An 18,596-nucleotide genomic window follows, 5' to 3' on the forward strand; every position below is an offset into this window, starting at 1 on the left:
TCCTTGTATTTGTATGCTAAAATTTTAGCTTAAATTCTTTAAAAAAGGGCTATTGATGAGCGTAAATGCGCCCAAACGCATGCGTATTTTATTGCGTTTGCCTAATTGGTTAGGCGATGGGGTGATGGCAAGCTCGCTTTTTTACACCCTTAAACACCACTACCCTAACGCGTATTTTATCTTAGTGGGCTCAGCCATTACTTGCGAACTTTTCAAAAAAGATGAAAAAATAGAAGCCGTTTTTACAGACGACACCAAAAAATCCTTTTTCAGGCTGCTAGCCACTTACAAACTCGCTCAAAAAATAGGGCGTTGCGATATAGCGATCACCTTAAACAACCATTTTTATTCCGCTTTTTTGCTCTATGCGACAAAAACGCCTATTCGCATCGGTTTTGCTCAATTTTTTCGTTCTTTTTTCCTTAGCCATGCAATAACTCCTGCCCCTAAAGAGTATCATCAAGTGGAAAAGTATTGCTTTTTGTTTTCGCAATTTTTAGAAAAAGAATTGGATAAAAAAAGCGTTTTACCCTTAAAACTAGCCTTTAACCTCCCCACTCACACCCCAAACACCCCTAAAAAAATCGGCTTTAACCCTAGCGCAAGCTATGGGAGCGCTAAAAGATGGCCAGCTTCTTATTACGCTGAAGTTGCGGTTGCTTTGTTAGAAAAAGGGCATGAAATTTATTTTTTTGGGGCTAAAGAAGATACTATCGTTTCTGAAGAAATTTTAAAACTCATCAAAGGCTTGTTAAAAAACCCCTTATTATCCCGTAACGCTTACAATCTGTGCGGGAAAACAAGCATTGAAGAATTGATACAACGCATCGCAATTTTAGATTTATTCATCACTAACGATAGCGGTCCCATGCATGTGGCTGCTAGCGCACAAACCCCCTTAATCGCTCTTTTTGGCCCCACTGATGAAAAAGAGACTCGCCCCTATAAAGCTCAAAAAACGATTGTGTTAAACCACCATTTAAGCTGTGCGCCTTGCAAGAAACGAGTTTGCCCTTTAAAGAACGAAAAAAACCATTTGTGCATGCGATCTATCACGCCCCTTGAAGTCCTTCAAGCTGCTCACACTCTTTTAGAAGAGTCTTAAACGCCTTTTTATACGCTTTTTAAAAAACACAGCCACATTGATAAAACTCTGTGTATAAAAGATTTAAACTTTACTTTTGAAAGCGTGAGAAGAGCGATAAATCCTATCAAGGGTTTTAAAAAATGGTAGGAAATTATAGGATAATATCCAAAAAAGCGTTTTTAAAAACGCTTTTTTGAGTCAAAGCCATTAGGCCACTGAGTTTTTAGGTTTTTTAGCGTCTTTTTTATCTTTGTGAGCCACTAATTGAGAGCTTAACTCAGGTTTTTTAGCGTCTTTTTTATCTTTGTGAGCGTATGCAGAACTCACTGCCAAAACTGATAATAAAACACCTGTCAAGATTTGCTTTTTCATACGAAAACTCCTTGTGATGATCTTAAAAGCGAGAGAATTATATTTCTCAAAAGTAAACGAATAGAAACTAATAAAATTTTCACTAAAGAAATTTGTAGATTGCGTTTTGTTACATCAAAAGCGCATGGGAGCAATCAGTCATTTTTCTTAAAAAATAAAAACGCTCAAAAGCGTTTTTAAGATTGAATATAAAAGAGCTTGTTGTTAGTCAAGCGGAATTTCTTATAGCGTGCTCTTATAGGTATTAGGGGAAAAGTTATTTCAAAATACCCCCTATCCCTTAAAAAATGAGTCTTAAATAAACTTAAGAAAATGAACTTTACTATAAAACAAAGCAACCAAAACCCCATTTTTTAAAAAATTAAAAAGTTTTAATGACTCCTGTTTGACGAGAGAGCCAAAAAACAATTTTATAGCAAACGAAAAAAGGTCATTAAAAGAGATAAAAAGGGATAAAAACACTCAAGAAGTCTTTTTAAACCCAAAAGAGAAAAAGTTTAAATAGTGCCTATAACACCCCCTAAAATAAGAGAGCGTTACAATCAAATCAGCCCTTGCGTTTTTCTACAATTTCCTTAGAGATATTGCTAGGCACTTCGCCATAATGATCAAACTCCATGGAGTAAGTCCCACGCCCTTGAGTGGCTGATCGTAAATCCGTAGAATAGCCAAACATTTCCACCAACGGCACAAAAGCGTTCACGATTTTCAAGCCTAATCTATCGTCCATAGAATTGATTTGCCCTCTTCTTCTATTCAAATCGCCAATCACATCGCCCATGTATTCTTCAGGGACTTCCACTTCCACTTTCATCATAGGCTCTAGTAAAACCGGATTAGCCGCGCGACTCGCTTCTTTAAACGCCATAGATCCAGCGATTTTAAACGCCATTTCCGAAGAATCCACATCATGGTAGCTCCCATCATAAAGGGTAACTTTAAAATCCACCACCGGATAGCCTGCCAAAACGCCATTTTGCATCGCTTCTTGGATACCCTTATCCACCGCAGGGATATATTCTTTAGGGATCACGCCCCCAGAAATTTCATTCACAAATTCATACCCACTGCCAGGCTCTTTAGGCTCAAGCTTGATAAACACATGCCCGTATTGCCCACGGCCACCGCTTTGCTTAGCGTATTTATGCTCTTTGCTCACGCTGGAGCGGATAGTCTCTCTAAAGGCGACTTGTGGCTGACCGATTTCGGCTTCCACCTTAAATTCTCTTTTCAATCTATCCACGATGATTTCTAGGTGCAATTCACCCATACCACCAATAAGGGTTTGCCCGGTTTCTTCTTGAGTCATCACCCTAAAGCTTGGATCTTCTTCAGCGAGCTTGCCTAACGCTACGCCCATTTTTTCTTGGTCTGCTTTCGTTTTAGGCTCCACAGCGATGTGAATGACTGGCTCAGGAAATTCCATCCTCTCTAAAACAACCGCATTTTTTTCATCGCAAAGCGTGTCCCCAGTTAGCGTGTCTTTTAAGCCCACAAACGCACAAATCTCACCCGCATAAACTTCTTTAATATCCTCTCTCTTGTTGGAGTGCATTTTAAGAAGCCTCCCCACGCGCTCTTTTTTGTCTTTGGTGGAGTTATACACATAGCTACCGGACTCTAGCTTGCCGCGATACACGCGCACAAAAGTGAGTTGGCCCACAAAAGGATCCGTCATGATTTTAAACGCCAAACCGGCAAACTCGCCATCATCGCTGGATTTCACAAAAACTTCTTCTTCGGTTTTTGGATCAATCCCTTTAATATCCACAACCTCCGTAGGCGCTGGCAAGTAATCAATGACTGCGTCTAATAAAGTCTGCACGCCTTTATTTTTAAAAGAAGAACCACAAAGCATGGGGACAAGGCTCATGTTCAAACAGCCCGCTTTAATGCCTTTTTTGATTTCTTCAACACTCAATTCTTCACCGCCCAAATACTTTTCCATCAAGGCTTCATCTTGCTCGGCTACGGCTTCTACAAGCTTTTCTCGGTATTGTTTAGCCTTTTCTAACAAATCGCTAGGGATTTCTTCCACATCGTATTTGGCTCCCATGGTTTCATTATTCCAAACAATCGCCTTCATTTGGACTAAATCAATCACGCCAATGAAAGTGTCTTCAGCCCCAATAGGGATATTAATAGGCACAGGATTAGCTTTCAAGCGTTGCTTGATCTGGTTTTCTACATTATAGAAATTCGCCCCAATCCTATCCATTTTATTGACAAAAACAATCCTAGGCACGCCGTATTTATTCGCTTGACGCCACACAGTCTCGCTTTGAGGCTGCACGCCCCCCACCGAGCAAAACACCGAAACCGCACCATCTAGCACGCGCATGGATCGTTCCACTTCAATAGTGAAATCCACATGCCCTGGGGTGTCAATCAAATTGATTTGGTGATCCTTCCAAAAACAAGTTGTTGCCGCAGAAGTGATAGTGATCCCTCTTTCTTTTTCTTGCTCCATCCAATCCATTGTCGCCGCGCCGTCATGCACTTCGCCAATCTTATGGCTCACGCCTGTATAGAATAAAATCCTTTCAGAAGTGGTGGTTTTCCCGGCATCAATGTGAGCGGCGATACCGATATTCCTGATCCTATTTAATGGGGTTTTTCTAGCCATTCTAACTCCAATTACCAGCGGTAGTGCGCGAACGCTTTATTCGCTTCTGCCATTTTATGCACATCTTCTTTTTTCTTAAAAGCCGCACCCTTATCGCTAGCCGCATCCATAAGCTCGTTAGCCAATCTATCCACCATCATTCTTTCATTGCGTTTTCTGGTCGCTTCTAAAATCCAACGGATAGATAGCGACTGCTGGCGGCTCGCCCTCACTTCCACCGGCACTTGATAGGTAGCCCCGCCCACTCTTCTGCTGCGCACTTCCACTAAAGGACGCACTCTTTCTAGGGCTTTTTCAAACACCTCAATCCCTTTTTCACCGCTTTTTTCTTCAATCTTATTAAAAGCTTTGTAGATGATTTTTTCCGCTACGCTTTTCTTGCCGTCGAACATCATCTTGTTGATAAACTTGGTAACCACTTTGTTCCCATAAACAGGATCGCCCAAAACCTCCCTAACGGGTGCTTTTCTTCTTCTCATGTTTTTGTTTTCCTCTTATTTTTTCTTGTTGTCTGTTGCTTTCTTGTCGGTCGCTTTAGCTTTTTTAGTCCCGTATTTAGAGCGTGAAACCGTTCTTTTATTGACCCCTGCAGTGTCTAAAGCGCCACGAACGATGTGGTATTTCACACCGGGTAGATCCTTGACTCTACCCCCACGCACTAACACAATGGAGTGTTCTTGCAAGTTATGCCCTTCACCAGGGATGTAACTGATCACTTCAAATTTACTAGTCAAACGGACCTTAGCGACCTTTCTTAAAGCCGAGTTAGGCTTTTTAGGGGTAGTCGTATAAACCCTAGTACAAACCCCTCTCCTTTGAGGGCATTCCACTAATGCAGGTGATTTCGTTTTTTTAACCACCTTTTTCCTTTCTTTTCTAATCAACTGATTGATAGTAGGCACTATTTTTCCTTATTCTAAAAATTTAAAACTAAAAGTTCTCCCATTTTACCCTAATTTTTCTTTTAAAAATCTTAACCGATTTTTTATATCAAAATTTAGAGTTATCCTCAAGCGCTCTTAACACGATTTTTTTATTCTTATACATGCCTGTTCCCACAGGGATCATCCTCCCCAACACCACATTCTCTTTCAAATCTTCTAAAAAGTCTTTTTTCATCGCAATACTGGCTTCTGTTAAAACTTTAGTCGTTTCTTGGAAAGAGGCCGCTGAAATGATGCTATCGCTCCCAATAGCCGCTCTGGTGATCCCTAAAAGCACCGGTTCAGCAATCGCTGGCTCGCCTTTTAAAGCGATCACACGAGCGTTTTCTTCTTTGAAGAGTTTTTTACTGACTAAATCCCCTTCAATAAACTTGCTATCCCCGCTGTCTAAGATGCGCACTTGCCTTAACATTTGAGACACAATGATTTCAATGTGTTTGTCCGCAATGCTTACCCCCTGTCTGCGATACACTTGTTGGACTTCGCTCACAATGTATTTATAAAGCTCTTTTTCACCGCTGATCCTTAAAATATCATGGCTTGAGATTACTCCATCTGTCATCGCCTCTCCCGCATGCACAAATTCATCAGCATGCACTAGAATTTGCTTGCCTTTATCCACAAAATAATCCATGGAACGGCCATCTTTAGAAGTTACGATGATGTGTTCTTTATTGCGAATGGGTTTGCCAAAACTCACTATCCCATCCACTTCAGAAAGGATCGCCACATCTTTAGGCTTGGGTTTTCTCGCTTCAAAAAGTTCAGAAACCCTTGGGAGACCTCCGGTAATATCCCTGGATTTAACGGTCGCTTTAGGGATCTTCGCTAGCACTTCAGCTTGTTCCACGCTAGAACCATCGCTGATGGCGATAGAAGTTTTTGGCTCTAGGAAATAACGCACTTCTTCGCCATTAGCCCCCTCTAAAAACAAGCTTGGTTTGTACCCGCTTGGGATGTAATCATTCACCACTAAACTGGTGATACCGGTATTTTCGTCTTCTTTTTCAGCGACCGTAACCCCTGCGATAATATCCACAAAACTCACCTTACCCTTAAAGTCCGCAATGATAGGGGTGTTGTAAGGATCCCATGTAGCAATCGTTTTGAAAGTGTTAGTCGTGGGTTTAGAAATCACGCTATTAGCGCCCACTTCACTATTATCATCAATCAAGATCTCAGAACCCCTAGCGATATAATGGCGAGCGGCTTCCCTACCATTATCATCAGCTATCACCGCAAACAAGCCTTTTTCGCTCACAATATCGCCCTTTTTGATCCCATGGGTGCGCTCCAAATGGTTAGCCTCTAAAACATAGTATTTGATCACGCCTTTTTCTTTGGCATACACATCTTGCGCAATAGGGTCATTATCCTTGACTAGCAATTCGCTCGCATAAGGGATGCGATTAGGCACATTCCAGCCCTCTTGGATAATATCAGCGATACTCCCCCCCTTATGCACCTTATGCCCGCTAGCGTAAGGCAAATACACTTTCCCTTCAATCTTACCGCCAACGCCGGCTAATTCGCTCGGCTTGACAATATCGCTTCTTCTTAAAACGAATTTAGCTTCCTGATCGCCATTTTTCACGCTCACAACGACTTCTTCATAAACCGTTTCAATGCGTAATTCCCCATCAAAAGGCGCTTTAATCTTAGGCTCTACCACTAAAATAGAAGCGTTACGGCGGTTAGCGATAATGTTTTTACCTTCTTTATTCGTGTAAGTCCTAAGGTTATAAAAACGCACAAAACCTTCTTTGCTCGCCACGATCTCGCGCTCATCCTGACTCCTGCTCGCTGTCCCGCCCACATGGAAAGTCCTTAAAGTGAGCTGCGTTCCAGGCTCCCCGATAGATTGCGCGGCTACCACGCCCACTGCTTCACCTGGATAGCTCATCTTGCCTTCGCCTAAATTCAAGCCATAGCATTTCGCGCACACGCCCTTTGGCGCTTTACAAGTTACTGGGGTGCGGATCGTAATGGATTTAATCCCGGCTTCAACCACCTTTTTAGCGCCCTCTTCATCAATCAAAGTGTCCGCATAAAGCAAGATTTCATTCGTAATGGGATCGATCACATCTTCTAATAAAACGCGCCCAAAAATACGCTCTTCTAAAGGCTCAATCAATTCACTCCCCACCGCAATATCCGTGATTTCAATCCCTTCATGCGTGCCGCAATCATCAGATACCACCTTGACATTTTGCGAAACATCAATGAGCTTTCTTGTCAAATACCCCGCATTGGCGGTTTTTAGCGCCGTATCCGCTAAGCCCTTTCTAGCGCCATGCGTGGAGTTAAAGTATTCTAAGACATTCAACCCCTCTTTAAAGTTAGAAATAATGGGCGTTTCAATGATACTGCCATCCGGCTTTGTCATAAGACCCCTCATCGCTGAAAGCTGACGGATTTGTGCCGCACTCCCCCTTGCGCCACTATCCGCCATCATATAAATCGAGTTAAAGCCCTCTTTATCTTGCGCGATAGCGGTCATCATTTCTTTACTCATTCTGTCATTGACTTCAGTCCAAGTGTCAATGATTTTATTGTAACGCTCTTGGTCAGTGAGCAACCCTTGATCGTATTGTTGCTGGATTTTTTTAACTTCTACTTTGGCTTTTTCCACCATTTTTTGCTTGTCTTTTGGCGTGATAATATCCTCCATAGAGATAGAAATACCAGCCTTAGTCGCATACCTGAAGCCAAGCGTTTTCAAATTATCCAAAAAGGTTGCGGTAATGCCGATACCGCCGACTTTATGCACATAATCCACAAGCACGCCAATATCTTTTTTCTTCATGGGTCTGTTCCACAAATCCGTAGGGATAAAATCAGGCAAAATGGACTTGATGATCATGCGCCCCGCACTCGTAGCGATAATATTCCCTTGATCTAAAACCCTAATCTTTGCGTGGATGTCTAATTCTTTCGTGTCAATAGCGGTGATGATTTCATTCACGCTAGAAAAAAGCTTATGCTCGCCCTTAACCCCACTCTTTTCTAAAGAAAGATAATAAAGCCCTAAAACCATATCCTGGCTAGGAATGGCTACGGCTTTACCGCTAGCGGGTAGAAGGATATTCATAGAGCTCAGCATGAGCACCTTGCATTCAGCGATCGCTTCCTGGCTTAAAGGCACATGCACCGCCATTTGGTCCCCGTCAAAATCGGCGTTAAACGCTGAACACACTAACGGGTGCAATTGGATCGCTTTGCCGTCAATCAGCTTTGGATGGAACGCTTGAATGGATTGCTTGTGCAAGGTAGGAGCGCGGTTGAGCAACACCGGATACCCCTCTGTGATTTCTTGCAAGCACTCCCACACTTCATTGCTTTTTTGTTCAATCATGCGTTTAGCTTGTTTGAGCGTGGTAGCATAGCCTCTCTCTTCAAGCTTGGATAACAAATGCGGTTTGAAGAGTTCTAACGCCATGTTTTTAGGCAACCCGCATTCATCCATTTTAAGATTAGGCCCAACCACAATCACGCTTCTGCCTGAAAAATCCACGCGCTTACCTAAAAGGTTTTGCCTGAAACGCCCTTGCTTGCCTTTAATGATCTCGCTGAGCGATTTTAAAGGGCGTTTGTTAGCCCCTTTAACCGCATTGGTGCTGCGGCCGTTATCAAAAAGCACATCCACGGCTTCTTGCAACATCCTTTTTTCGTTGCGCACAATGATTTCTGGTGCCCCAAGCTCCATTAGGCGTTTCAAGCGTTGGTTACGATTGATGACACGACGATACAATTCATTCACATCGCTGACCGCAAACTTCCCGCCATCTAGAGCGACTAAAGGCCTTAAATCCGGTGGCAATACCGGTAAAACCGTGAGCATCATCCATTCAGGCCTGTTACCAGAATTTAAAAAGCTTTCTACCACTTTCAAACGCTTAATGAGTTTTTTCTTTTTCGCATCAGAATTGGTGTCTTTCACTTCTTCTTTCAAACTTTGCAATAAGGTGATCAAATCAATTTCTTCTAACAAATCCTTGATCGCTTCGCCGCCCATTTGCGCTACAAAGCCCCTGTCTTCGTATCTTCGTGAGATATTTTGATACTGCTCTTCATTCAAAATATCGTATTTCATCACAAGCTTAGTGCCTTCATTGTCATAAGCGGCTTCGCCTGGCTCTTTAACAATATAAGCTTCATAATACAACACGCGCTCTAAATCTTTCATCTTAACGCCTAAAAGCGTGCCAATACGGCTAGGCAAGGAATTGACATACCAAATATGCGCTACAGGAGTGGCCAATTCAATATGCCCCATTCTAAAACGCCTGACTTTGGAGTGCGTGATCGCCACGCCGCATTTTTCGCATGTGCCAATGTCTTTGAAGCGAGGCTTTTTGTATTTACCGCACAAGCATTCATAATCTTTAGTAGGTCCAAAGATTTTCATGCAAAACAAGCCGTCTCGTTCAGGTTTTAGGGTGCGATAATTGATCGTTTCTGGCTTTTTAACTTCCCCATAACTCCAAGAATGGATTTTTTCAGGGCTGGCTAGAGTGAGTTGGAAAGAGCTAAAGTCTTTAGGCCTGTCATCTTCTTTAATCATAATGGGTTTAGGCGCTCCATCCTCATCCACATCGTCCCCAAAAATATTAATATCCAAAGCGAGCGATTGCAATTCTTTAGTCAAGACATAGAAAGTCTCAGGGATTTCGCTCTCGCCCACTTGCTCACCTTTGGCGATAGCCCTATAAGCGTTCTCTCTGCCTCTAATATCATCGGATTTAATGGTAAGCATTTCTTTGAGAGTGTGCGCTGCACCATAAGCTTCCAACGCCCACACTTCCATTTCCCCAAACCTTTGACCCCCAAAGAGTGCTTTACCCCCAACAGGCTGGTGCGTTACTAAGCTATAAGGGCCTGTGCTTCTGGCATGGACTTTTTCATCCACTAAATGGTGGAGTTTGATCATATACATATAGCCCACATTCACGCGCTCCCTCATTTTCTCGCCTGTGCGTCCGTCATACAAATCCATTTTGCCATCCATAGCGATTTTGGCTAACTCAAATAGCTTATAAAATTTTTCTTGCGAGATGCCTTCAAACACAGGGATAGCCATCTTAACGCCCTTGCTCCAGTCTTTTGCGTATTCTAAAAGCTCTTCATCAGAACAACTCTCAAGCGCATGGATTGTCAAGGGATCTTTTTCATTAATGGCGTTAGCGATTTCTAGCATTTTAGCGCGCAATTCTTTGGCAAAATCTTTGGTTTTATCCTCTAGCATGCTAGCGATTTGTTTCCCAAACTCTTTCCCCACTAAGCCTAAATGCATTTCTAAAATCTGCCCAATGTTCATGCGGCTTGGCACGCCTAAAGGGTTTAAGACAATATCCACAGGCTCGCCATCAGCGGTATAAGGCATATCCGCAACCGGCACGATATTAGACACAATCCCTTTATTCCCATGCCTTCCTGCCATTTTATCGCCCACTTTAAGCTTTCGTTTTGTAGCGATATAGAGCTTGACTTTTTTGATCACGCCATTAGGCAAAATATCGTCTTTTTCTAAAATAGAGAGCTTTTCTTCATACTCTTCACCCAAAACTTTCTTTTGCTCTAAGAAATTGTTTTTAGTGATTTCATAGTGGTTTTGCACTTCTTTAGAATACTTTTTGACCAAACTAGCCAAAGTGAAGCGGTTGATTGAAGCGATTTCTTCTTTAGGGATTTGATCGCCTTCTTTATAATCCTTACCATTATGGCTGAAAGGCTCTTCTAAAATCGCTTGAGAAAGGAGCGAACTAATGCGCAACAATTCTTCTCTATTGAGCATGATCAAGCGGTCAAAATGCTCCATATCAAGCTTGGCTTTTTCTTCTTCATACGCGCTCGAAACCCGTGCGTCTTTCTCATAGCCTTTTTTAGTGAAGACTTTCACATCAATCACCGTGCCTTCCAAACTGGGGGGGCAATACAAACTCTTATTGACCACATGCCCAGCTTTATCCCCAAAAATAGCCCTTAAAAGCCGCTCTTCAGGCGTGCTTTTAATCTCGCCTTTAGGAGAAGTCTTGCCCACTAAAATCATGCCAGCGCTCACATAAGTGCCGACTTTAACGATCCCGCTTTCATCAAGATGAGCGAGCGCTTCTTCTTTCACATCAGGAATATCAGCGGTAAATTCTTCCACGCCATGCTTAAGCTCCCTAGCATCCACTTCTTTTTCATAAATGTGGGTGGAAGTGAAAATATCGTCTTTAGTGATGCGCTCACTCACCACGATCGCATCTTCAAAGTTATAGCCATTCCAAGGCATGAACGCCACGCGCACATTTTTCCCTAACGCTAACTCGCCTCTGTCCATGCTAGGGCCATCAGCGATGATTTGCCCAGCTTCCACTTTATCGCCCACCTTAACGATAGGGACTTGATTGAAACTGGTGTTTTGGTTGGTGCGTAAGTTTTTTTGCAAAGAATACGCATCAATATAGGCCTCTTCTTTGCCTTCGCCTAAAATGTAAATGTTTTTAGAATCAATTTTTTCTACAACGCCTGCACGATTGGCCTTGATCGCTCCCCAAGAATCCCTAGCGATAATTTTTTCAATCCCTGTGCCTACAATGGGGGCGTCGCTTCTTAACAAAGGCACGGCTTGGCGCTGCATGTTAGTCCCCATTAAGGCGCGGTTGGCGTCATCATGTTCTAAGAAAGGAATGAGCGATGCGGCGACCCCTACTAGCATGCTAGAGCTTAAATCCATTAAGGTAACTTTGCTTTTTTCGTTTAAAACGATTTCGCCTTCCACGCGCGTTTCAATCAAATCGCCCAAAATATTACCCTCTTCATCAATAGGAGTGCTTGCAGGAGCGATGATGTGGCTGTCTTCTTGAATAGCGGTCAAATAAATCGTCTCGCCCACCACTTTGCCATCCACAACCTTTTTATAAGGGGCTTCAATAAAGCCTAAATCATTCACCCTCGTGAAAGTGGAAAGGGTGTTGATCAAACCGATATTTTGACCTTCTGGAGTCTCAATAGGGCAAATTCGGCCATAATGCGTGGGGTGCACATCCCTGGCTTCAAACCCTACCCTGTCTTTCACTAACCCCCCTTCACCGAGCGCTGAAAGGCGTCGTTTGTGCGTAACCTCACTCAAAGGGTTAGTTTGATCCATAAATTGCGAGAGCTGGCCGCCCATGAAAAATTCCATGATGGTGCTTGTGATCATTTTAGAATTAACCAAGTCATGGGGCATGAGCGAATCAAAAGCCCCGCTCATGGTAGTGAGCTTGTCTTTAATGGTCTTTTGCATTTTCACTAAGCCTGAATGCAATTCATTGGCTAATAGTTCCCCAACGGCTCTGATCCTACGATTGCCTAAGTGGTCTCTGTCATCAATCTTGCCCTGATTGTTTTTGATTTTCATGAGGTATTTAACGGTGGTGATAATATCTTCATGCGTTAAAGTCGTGATGTAATCAGGCACATGCAAGCCTAACTTGTGATTCATTTTCATGCGTCCCACCATGGTCAAATCATAGCGTTCAGGGTCAAAGAAAAGTTTTTTGACAAATTGCTTAGCCACTTCAGTCGTAACAGGATCGCCTGGTTTCATAACCTTATGGATACGAATCGCCGCTAGAGCGTTTTCATCATCAATCTTTTCAGTTTGCTTGAGCAATTTCAAAGACTCATAATCGGCCAAAAAAGAATGGATAATGGAAGCGTCATGCCCTAACGCTAGATCGTTGATGATCATAAATTCTTGCACGCCTAAATCGTGGATTTTTTCTAATCTGTTTTTATCTAGCTGAGTGAGCATGTCCAATATGACTTCTTTCCCCACCATAACAGGCTCAGCTAAATGACGATTGATTAAAATATCCATAGGGTATTCCACCCATTCTAAATGGTTTTCTTTAAGCTCTTTAATCTTTCTTGAAGTGAGCTTTTTACCCGCTAAAAGAATGATCTTGCCTTGTGAATCTTTCAAGTCAAATTCCATTCTTTGATTAGCGTCTAATGAAGCAAACGGGATCAAATATTTATCGTTTTCATAACGCACTTTAACAAGCGGGTAGAACATTTTAATGATGTCTTGTTTTTGATAATCCATCGCCCTAAATAAAATAGTAACAGGCACTTTACGGCGTTTGTTGATACGAGCATACAAAACATCTTTAGAATCGTATTCAAAATACAGCCACGAACCCCTATCGGGAATGATTTGCCCTGTGTAAATGAGCTTGTTTAAAGAAGTGCTAGACTCCTCTTCTTTGAAAATCACACCGGGGCTTCTGTGGAGCTGATTGACCACCACGCGCTCCACCCCATTAATAATAAATGAAGTGCGTTCTGTCATCAAAGGGATCTCACGAATGAAAATGCTTTGTTCTTTAATATCCTTGATGCCGTTCTTTTCGCCACTCTTGGTGTCTTTTTCCCACAAGATCAAACGCACTTTAATTTTGAGAGGGATAGAGTAGGTAATGCCCCTCTCCATCGCTTCTCTAACAGTGTATTTAGACTTGCCAAATTCGCAACCTGCGTATTCTAAAGTGATGCGGTTATGTTCATCTTGGATAGGGAAAATGGATTTAAAAACCTTTTCAATCCCGCTCTCTTTGCCATCTTTGGAATACAAGAAAGAATCATAGCTGTCTCGTTGTAATAATAATAAATTAGGAACTTCTAAATCTGTTGGGGTTTTTGTAAAATCAGCTCTCAAGCGGTTTTTTAGGGGAATTTTTTTTGACATATTTCAAGCCTTTGATCAAAAATTTTGAGTTATTTAATGCATTAATTCAAGTAAGCATTGCAAAAGGATCTTTAAACTTTAGAACCATCCATGATAAAAATACCAAAACCCACCTGCAATACTAACCACTTTAGGCCACACGCTCACAAACAAAATCATGGAGCAAAATCATCTGCCACGCTAGAGCAGAGAAAGGCGCAAAGGCCTTTCTGTTTTTAAGTCTTACTTGACTTCAACCTTAGCGCCTACTTCTTCAAGTTTCTTCTTGATGGTTTCAGCTTCTTCTTTATTCACGCCCTCTTTAAGCACATGAGGGGTTTTTTCGGTAGCGTCTTTAGCTTCTTTCAGGCCAAGTCCAGTGATTTCACGAACCACTTTAATCACCTTAATTTTTTCAGCACCGCTATCGGCCAAAATCACATTAAATTCGGTTTTTTCTTCACTCTCAGCCGCTGCACCGCCAGCTACAGCCGCACCCGCTACGACCGTTGGAGTCGCACTCACGCCAAATTTTTCCTCAAACATTTTAACCAATTCAGCAAGCTCTAAAACGCTCAATGAACCAATATACTCTAACACTTCTTCTTTTGAAATTGCCATAATCCAATCCTTCAAATTTTTTTAATTAAAGCCATCATAGGCTCTTAGTTTTCTTCTTTCGCTTTACGCAAATTGTCTAAACCGGTCACAAAATAACGCACCGGAGCCGTCCAAACAGAAAGCAACATTCCCATAAGCTCTTCTTTGCTTGGGAGTTTTGAAACCGCTTCCACATGAGCTACGCTAACGCTTTCTTTATCAAACAAGCCCGCTTTCAACACAAAGTGATCTTTATGCTCTTTTTGGAAATCAAACACGAGTTTAGAGAGAGCGATTTGATCACCGCCCCACAAAAACACATTGGTTTCTTTCAAATCCAAATCAGAATAGCCGGCCTCTTTCATGGCAATATGAGCGAGAGTGTTCTTAATCACTTGCACTTTAATGCCTTGATTGCGAGCCTTATTCCTTAAAGCTTCCAACTTTTTCACGCTAAGACCCTTATAATCGCAAATTAAAAGGGCTTTAGCACCCACAAATTGCGACTTTAAGTTAGCGACTAGCTCTACTTTATGCTGCCTTTGATGTTGTTTTTGCATCTTTTCCTCCTTTCTAGACTAGACCTCTGCAAGATTATCTTTTTAAAAAAAGAAATTTTAAGCTTTTTAGCTCTTACGATCTTCAGCCTAAGATTAAAAACTCCTAACGCTATTTAATATCCATCAATTCCTGTGCGTCCAAATTCACTGAAGGCGACATGGTGAGCGAGAGAGCGGCGTTTCTAATATACTTGCCTTTCGCGCTACTGGGTTTTAGGCGGTTGATCGTTTTCACCAACTCAAGCATGTTTTCTTTGATTTTTTCTTCAGGAAAACTCGCCTTACCAATAGGGGCATGAACATTGCCCTTTTTATCCACCCTGAAATTCACTTGACCGCTTTTAGCGTTAGTAACCGCTTTAGCAATATCCATCGTAACGGTTCCGGTTTTAGGGTTTGGCATCAAACCCTTAGGGCCTAAAATCCTACCCACTTTACCGACAACCGCCATCATATCAGGCGTTGCGATCACCATGTCAAAATCAATACGACCGTTTTTGATTTCTTCAGCCAAATCGTCTCCGCCAACGACATCAGCCCCAGCGTTCTTGGCCTCATCTTGCTTAATGTCTTTTGCAAAAACAGCCACTCTTACTTTTTTCCCTGTTCCATGAGGAAGCACCACCGCACCGCGCACCATTTGATCCGCATGCCTTGGATCAACCCCTAGTCTTAACGCTACTTCCACGGTTTCATCAAATTTGGCTGAAGCGAGAGATTTAACCACCTCTACGCCTTGCTCTACGCCATACGCTTTATCATTTTGAATTTTAGAAAAAAGTTTTTCCAATCTTTTAAATACTTTTTTTGCCACGATTCTAATCCTTAAAAATTTCTTTTAATTCCAACAAAACCCAATCAATCCACAACTTCTACGCCCATGCTCCTAGCGCTACCCATAACGATTTTTTTGGCTGCTTCCATGGTGCTTGTGTTTAAATCTTCCATTTTCAATTGTGCGATCTCTTCCACTTGCTTGTGGGTGAGCTTTGCAATCTTATTTTTGAGCGGGTTGTCAGAACCTTTTTCAACCCCAGAAGCTTTTTTGATCAAATCCGTTACCGGAGGCTTTTTAGTGATAAAGGTAAAACTTTTGTCTTGATAAACCGTGATAATGACCGGGATATTAAAACTCCCCATGTCTTTGGTTCTTTCATTAAAAGCCTTACAAAATTCCATGATATTAACCCCTCTTTGACCCAACGCTGGCCCTACGGGAGGTGAAGGGTTTGCCTTACCGGCAGGGATTTGAAGTTTGATTTCTCCGACTACTTTTTTAGCCATGTTTTCTCCTTAAAAAGTTATATAATTTTTTCCACTTGCGAATGCAAAATCTCTATTGGAGTGTTCCTACCAAAAATAGAAACATTGAGCTTGAGCTTGCGGTGTTCCACATCATACTCTTCCACCGTAGCGGTAAAGTTCGCAAAAGGACCTTCCACCACGCGCACCACTTCACCTTGCTCAAAAAAGATTTTAGGCTTGGGGGCTGCTCGGTTATTCATTTTTTCTAAAATATGCCCAATATCCGCTTCACTCAATGGGGTTGGCTTTTTATTTTCTCCAATAAAACGGCTCACTCTTGGCAAAGATTGTATCTTATGCCACAAAACCGTATCCAAATCCACTTTAATAAAAACATACCCAGGATAAAGGCTTCGTTCCGTTACTTTCGTCTTGCTTTTTTTAGAAACCTCTATAATATCTTCAGTAGGCACAATGATCTCTTGTATCCTATCTCTTATATTATGATCGTTCGCTAGATTCTCAATCGCTTTCTTAACGGACTGCTCGCTCCCTGAATAAGTTTGTATAGCATACCAATCCATCATTATTCTCCTTATTTAAAGCCACCAACCTATAAAACACTAGAGACAAAAGCCCCCAGAGAAAAATCCAACAAAGCTAAAAACAGCGTGATAGCGCTCACCACCACCAAAACAGAAACAAGCGCGTTGCGTATCTGCTCCTTAATAGGAAATATCACTTTAGAAAGCTCTTCTCTAGCTAATTTATATTGCATGAGCCATTTATCCATAGTTTCTTTTCGCCCTCACTTAAACTTAATACATTTATACGTTAAAAGAATTTTCAATTCTATCCAAAATAGCTTAAACTAAAATTAAAAAATTCAAAAACAATCAAACAAAAATTTGATAGAATAAATTAGTAGATGGCAGGCCAGGAGGGACTCGAACCCCCAACAACCGGTTTTGGAGACCGACGCTCTACCATTGGAGCTACTGACCTAACCTCCCCTCCTTTTAAATCGCAACACAAAAGAAAGAACTAGCTCTTCAATTTGATTTCTTTATGAAGAGTGTGTTTGTTTTCCCTTGGGCAGAACTTCTTAAGCTCCAGTTTTTCAGTGTTAGTTTTAGCGTTCTTGGTTGTGCTGTAATTGATGTCTTCACAATCAGAACACTTCAATCCTATTTTAACTTTCATAATGACCCTTTATGGCAACTCTTTTCGCTAATATTATTCAATAATATTGCTCACAACACCAGCACCAACGGTCCTACCGCCTTCACGAATCGCAAATTTAGTTCCCAACTCTAACGCAACAGGGCTAATCAATTCTACAGTGATTTTCACATTATCGCCAGGCATAACCATTTCTACGCCTTCAGGAAGGGTGATAGAGCCAGTCACATCAGTCGTGCGCACATAGAATTGCGGGCGGTAATTGGTGAAGAATGGAGTGTGTCTCCCGCCTTCTTCTTTAGAAAGGACATAAATTTCTCCCTCAAATTTCTTGTGCGGAGTGATAGAACCTGGTTTGCATAGAACCATACCGCGTTCTACTTCTTCTTTTTTAGTTCCTCTCAAAAGCACGCCCACATTATCGCCGGCTTCACCTTTTTCCAACTCTTTCCTAAACATTTCCACACCGGTTACAGTCGTTTTTTGTGTAGGTCTGATACCAACGATTTCCACTTCATCGCCTACTTTCACCACGCCTCTTTCAATCCTACCTGTAACCACAGTCCCTCTACCCGCAATAGAGAACACATCTTCAACCGGCATCAAGAAAGTTTTCTCAGTGTCCCTTTCTGGAGTAGGGATATAGGCATCCACTTCAGCCATAAGTTTAAGCACTTTTTCACCCCATTCACCCACATTACCAGCCTTTGCTTCTTCTAAAGCTCTTAAAGCTGAACCTGCTATGATAGGAGTGTCATCGCCAGGGAATTCATACGCGCTCAACAATTCGCGCACTTCCATTTCTACAAGTTCCAACAATTCTTGGTCATCTACCATGTCTTGTTTGTTTAAGAAAACAACGATGTGAGGCACGCCTACTTGACGAGACAATAAGATATGCTCTCTGGTTTGAGGCATAGGGCCATCAGCTGCAGAAACAACTAAAATCGCTCCGTCCATTTGCGCCGCACCGGTGATCATGTTTTTTACATAGTCAGCGTGTCCTGGGCAATCCACATGTGCATAGTGTCTGTTTTCAGTTTCATATTCAATGTGAGAAGTAGCGATAGTGATCCCTCTTTCTTTTTCTTCAGGGGCGTTATCAATATTATCATAGTCTTTCATTTCTGCAAGACCTTTCAAAGAAAGCACCGCTGAAATCGCTGCACTCAAAGTCGTTTTACCATGGTCTACATGCCCAATGGTTCCAATATTAACATGCGGCTTAGTTCTATTAAACTTTTCTTTTGCCATTTGTATTTCTCCTTAATTTTTTGAAATG

General features: G+C 42.0%; 14 protein-coding genes and 1 tRNA gene. 1 reads left to right on the top strand and 14 read right to left on the bottom strand.

Features of this window, described 5'->3' with window-relative positions; translation table 11 throughout:
• Positions 1-55: 55 nt before the first annotated feature.
• Positions 56-1,105 carry a lipopolysaccharide heptosyltransferase II gene (waaF, locus tag EAL44_RS02240; RefSeq protein ID WP_121074267.1) on the top strand — a complete coding sequence of 350 codons (1,050 nt, stop codon included), beginning with the start codon at positions 56-58 and terminating at the stop codon, positions 1,103-1,105.
• A 189-nt stretch (positions 1,106-1,294) separates the two neighbouring features.
• Here the strand turns inward: waaF and EAL44_RS07830 are convergent, their stop codons facing one another.
• The 14 genes from EAL44_RS07830 to tuf all read right to left on the bottom strand — a co-directional run bounded on the left by EAL44_RS07830 (position 1,295) and on the right by tuf (position 18,568).
• On the bottom strand, positions 1,295-1,459 hold the full coding sequence (locus EAL44_RS07830; protein ID WP_000744175.1) for a hypothetical protein: 165 nt from the start codon (positions 1,457-1,459) through the stop codon (positions 1,295-1,297).
• A 547-nt stretch (positions 1,460-2,006) separates the two neighbouring features.
• Positions 2,007-4,085, bottom strand: a complete 2,079-nt coding sequence (fusA, locus tag EAL44_RS02245; RefSeq protein WP_121074270.1) for an elongation factor G — start codon at positions 4,083-4,085, stop codon at positions 2,007-2,009.
• An 11-nt stretch (positions 4,086-4,096) separates the two neighbouring features.
• A complete protein-coding gene (rpsG, locus tag EAL44_RS02250; RefSeq protein ID WP_001254357.1) occupies positions 4,097-4,564 on the bottom strand; it encodes a 30S ribosomal protein S7 in 468 nt (155 codons plus the stop codon).
• Between the two features lie 15 nt (positions 4,565-4,579).
• Complete coding sequence (rpsL, locus tag EAL44_RS02255; RefSeq protein ID WP_001142321.1) at positions 4,580-4,987, bottom strand: 30S ribosomal protein S12; 408 nt, start codon at positions 4,985-4,987, stop codon at positions 4,580-4,582.
• Positions 4,988-5,075: 88 nt separating this feature from the next.
• A complete protein-coding gene (locus EAL44_RS02260) occupies positions 5,076-13,748 on the bottom strand; it encodes a DNA-directed RNA polymerase subunit beta/beta' (protein ID WP_121074273.1) in 8,673 nt (2,890 codons plus the stop codon).
• Between the two features lie 222 nt (positions 13,749-13,970).
• Positions 13,971-14,348 carry a 50S ribosomal protein L7/L12 gene (gene rplL, locus EAL44_RS02270; protein ID WP_001018219.1) on the bottom strand — a complete coding sequence of 126 codons (378 nt, stop codon included), beginning with the start codon at positions 14,346-14,348 and terminating at the stop codon, positions 13,971-13,973.
• 44 nt (positions 14,349-14,392) lie between these two features.
• Positions 14,393-14,887 (bottom strand): 50S ribosomal protein L10, encoded by a 495-nt coding sequence (gene rplJ, locus EAL44_RS02275; RefSeq protein ID WP_121074276.1) that lies wholly within the window; start codon positions 14,885-14,887, stop codon positions 14,393-14,395.
• A 109-nt stretch (positions 14,888-14,996) separates the two neighbouring features.
• Positions 14,997-15,701 carry a 50S ribosomal protein L1 gene (rplA, locus tag EAL44_RS02280; protein WP_001085846.1) on the bottom strand — a complete coding sequence of 235 codons (705 nt, stop codon included), beginning with the start codon at positions 15,699-15,701 and terminating at the stop codon, positions 14,997-14,999.
• 44 nt (positions 15,702-15,745) lie between these two features.
• On the bottom strand, positions 15,746-16,171 hold the full coding sequence (rplK, locus tag EAL44_RS02285) for a 50S ribosomal protein L11 (protein ID WP_001085997.1): 426 nt from the start codon (positions 16,169-16,171) through the stop codon (positions 15,746-15,748).
• Positions 16,172-16,188: 17 nt separating this feature from the next.
• Positions 16,189-16,716, bottom strand: a complete 528-nt coding sequence (gene nusG, locus EAL44_RS02290; RefSeq protein ID WP_001846772.1) for a transcription termination/antitermination protein NusG — start codon at positions 16,714-16,716, stop codon at positions 16,189-16,191.
• 29 nt (positions 16,717-16,745) lie between these two features.
• A complete protein-coding gene (secE, locus tag EAL44_RS02295; protein ID WP_000362125.1) occupies positions 16,746-16,925 on the bottom strand; it encodes a preprotein translocase subunit SecE in 180 nt (59 codons plus the stop codon).
• Positions 16,926-17,061: 136 nt separating this feature from the next.
• Positions 17,062-17,137: transfer RNA gene (locus EAL44_RS02300), tRNA-Trp, on the bottom strand.
• 39 nt (positions 17,138-17,176) lie between these two features.
• A complete protein-coding gene (rpmG, locus tag EAL44_RS02305; protein ID WP_000865159.1) occupies positions 17,177-17,335 on the bottom strand; it encodes a 50S ribosomal protein L33 in 159 nt (52 codons plus the stop codon).
• 33 nt (positions 17,336-17,368) lie between these two features.
• A complete protein-coding gene (gene tuf, locus EAL44_RS02310) occupies positions 17,369-18,568 on the bottom strand; it encodes an elongation factor Tu (protein ID WP_001040574.1) in 1,200 nt (399 codons plus the stop codon).
• Positions 18,569-18,596: the final 28 nt, after the last annotated feature.

This window comes from Helicobacter pylori (assembly GCF_003637685.1).
In the GTDB taxonomy this organism is placed as follows: domain Bacteria; phylum Campylobacterota; class Campylobacteria; order Campylobacterales; family Helicobacteraceae; genus Helicobacter; species Helicobacter pylori_CJ.

What these genes read in the sequence shown, in the direction of transcription:
- waaF (WP_121074267.1), top strand. Translation starts at nt 56, where the DNA reads ATGAGCGTAAATGCGCCCAAACGCATGCGTATTTTATTGCGTTTGCCT.
- EAL44_RS07830 (WP_000744175.1), bottom strand. Translation starts at nt 1,459, where the DNA reads ATGAAAAAGCAAATCTTGACAGGTGTTTTATTATCAGTTTTGGCAGTG.
- fusA (WP_121074270.1), bottom strand. Translation starts at nt 4,085, where the DNA reads ATGGCTAGAAAAACCCCATTAAATAGGATCAGGAATATCGGTATCGCC.
- rpsG (WP_001254357.1), bottom strand. Translation starts at nt 4,564, where the DNA reads ATGAGAAGAAGAAAAGCACCCGTTAGGGAGGTTTTGGGCGATCCTGTT.
- EAL44_RS02260 (WP_121074273.1), bottom strand. Translation starts at nt 13,748, where the DNA reads ATGTCAAAAAAAATTCCCCTAAAAAACCGCTTGAGAGCTGATTTTACA.
- rplL (WP_001018219.1), bottom strand. Translation starts at nt 14,348, where the DNA reads ATGGCAATTTCAAAAGAAGAAGTGTTAGAGTATATTGGTTCATTGAGC.
- rplJ (WP_121074276.1), bottom strand. Translation starts at nt 14,887, where the DNA reads ATGCAAAAACAACATCAAAGGCAGCATAAAGTAGAGCTAGTCGCTAAC.
- rplK (WP_001085997.1), bottom strand. Translation starts at nt 16,171, where the DNA reads ATGGCTAAAAAAGTAGTCGGAGAAATCAAACTTCAAATCCCTGCCGGT.
- nusG (WP_001846772.1), bottom strand. Translation starts at nt 16,716, where the DNA reads ATGGATTGGTATGCTATACAAACTTATTCAGGGAGCGAGCAGTCCGTT.
- secE (WP_000362125.1), bottom strand. Translation starts at nt 16,925, where the DNA reads ATGGATAAATGGCTCATGCAATATAAATTAGCTAGAGAAGAGCTTTCT.
- rpmG (WP_000865159.1), bottom strand. Translation starts at nt 17,335, where the DNA reads ATGAAAGTTAAAATAGGATTGAAGTGTTCTGATTGTGAAGACATCAAT.
- tuf (WP_001040574.1), bottom strand. Translation starts at nt 18,568, where the DNA reads ATGGCAAAAGAAAAGTTTAATAGAACTAAGCCGCATGTTAATATTGGA.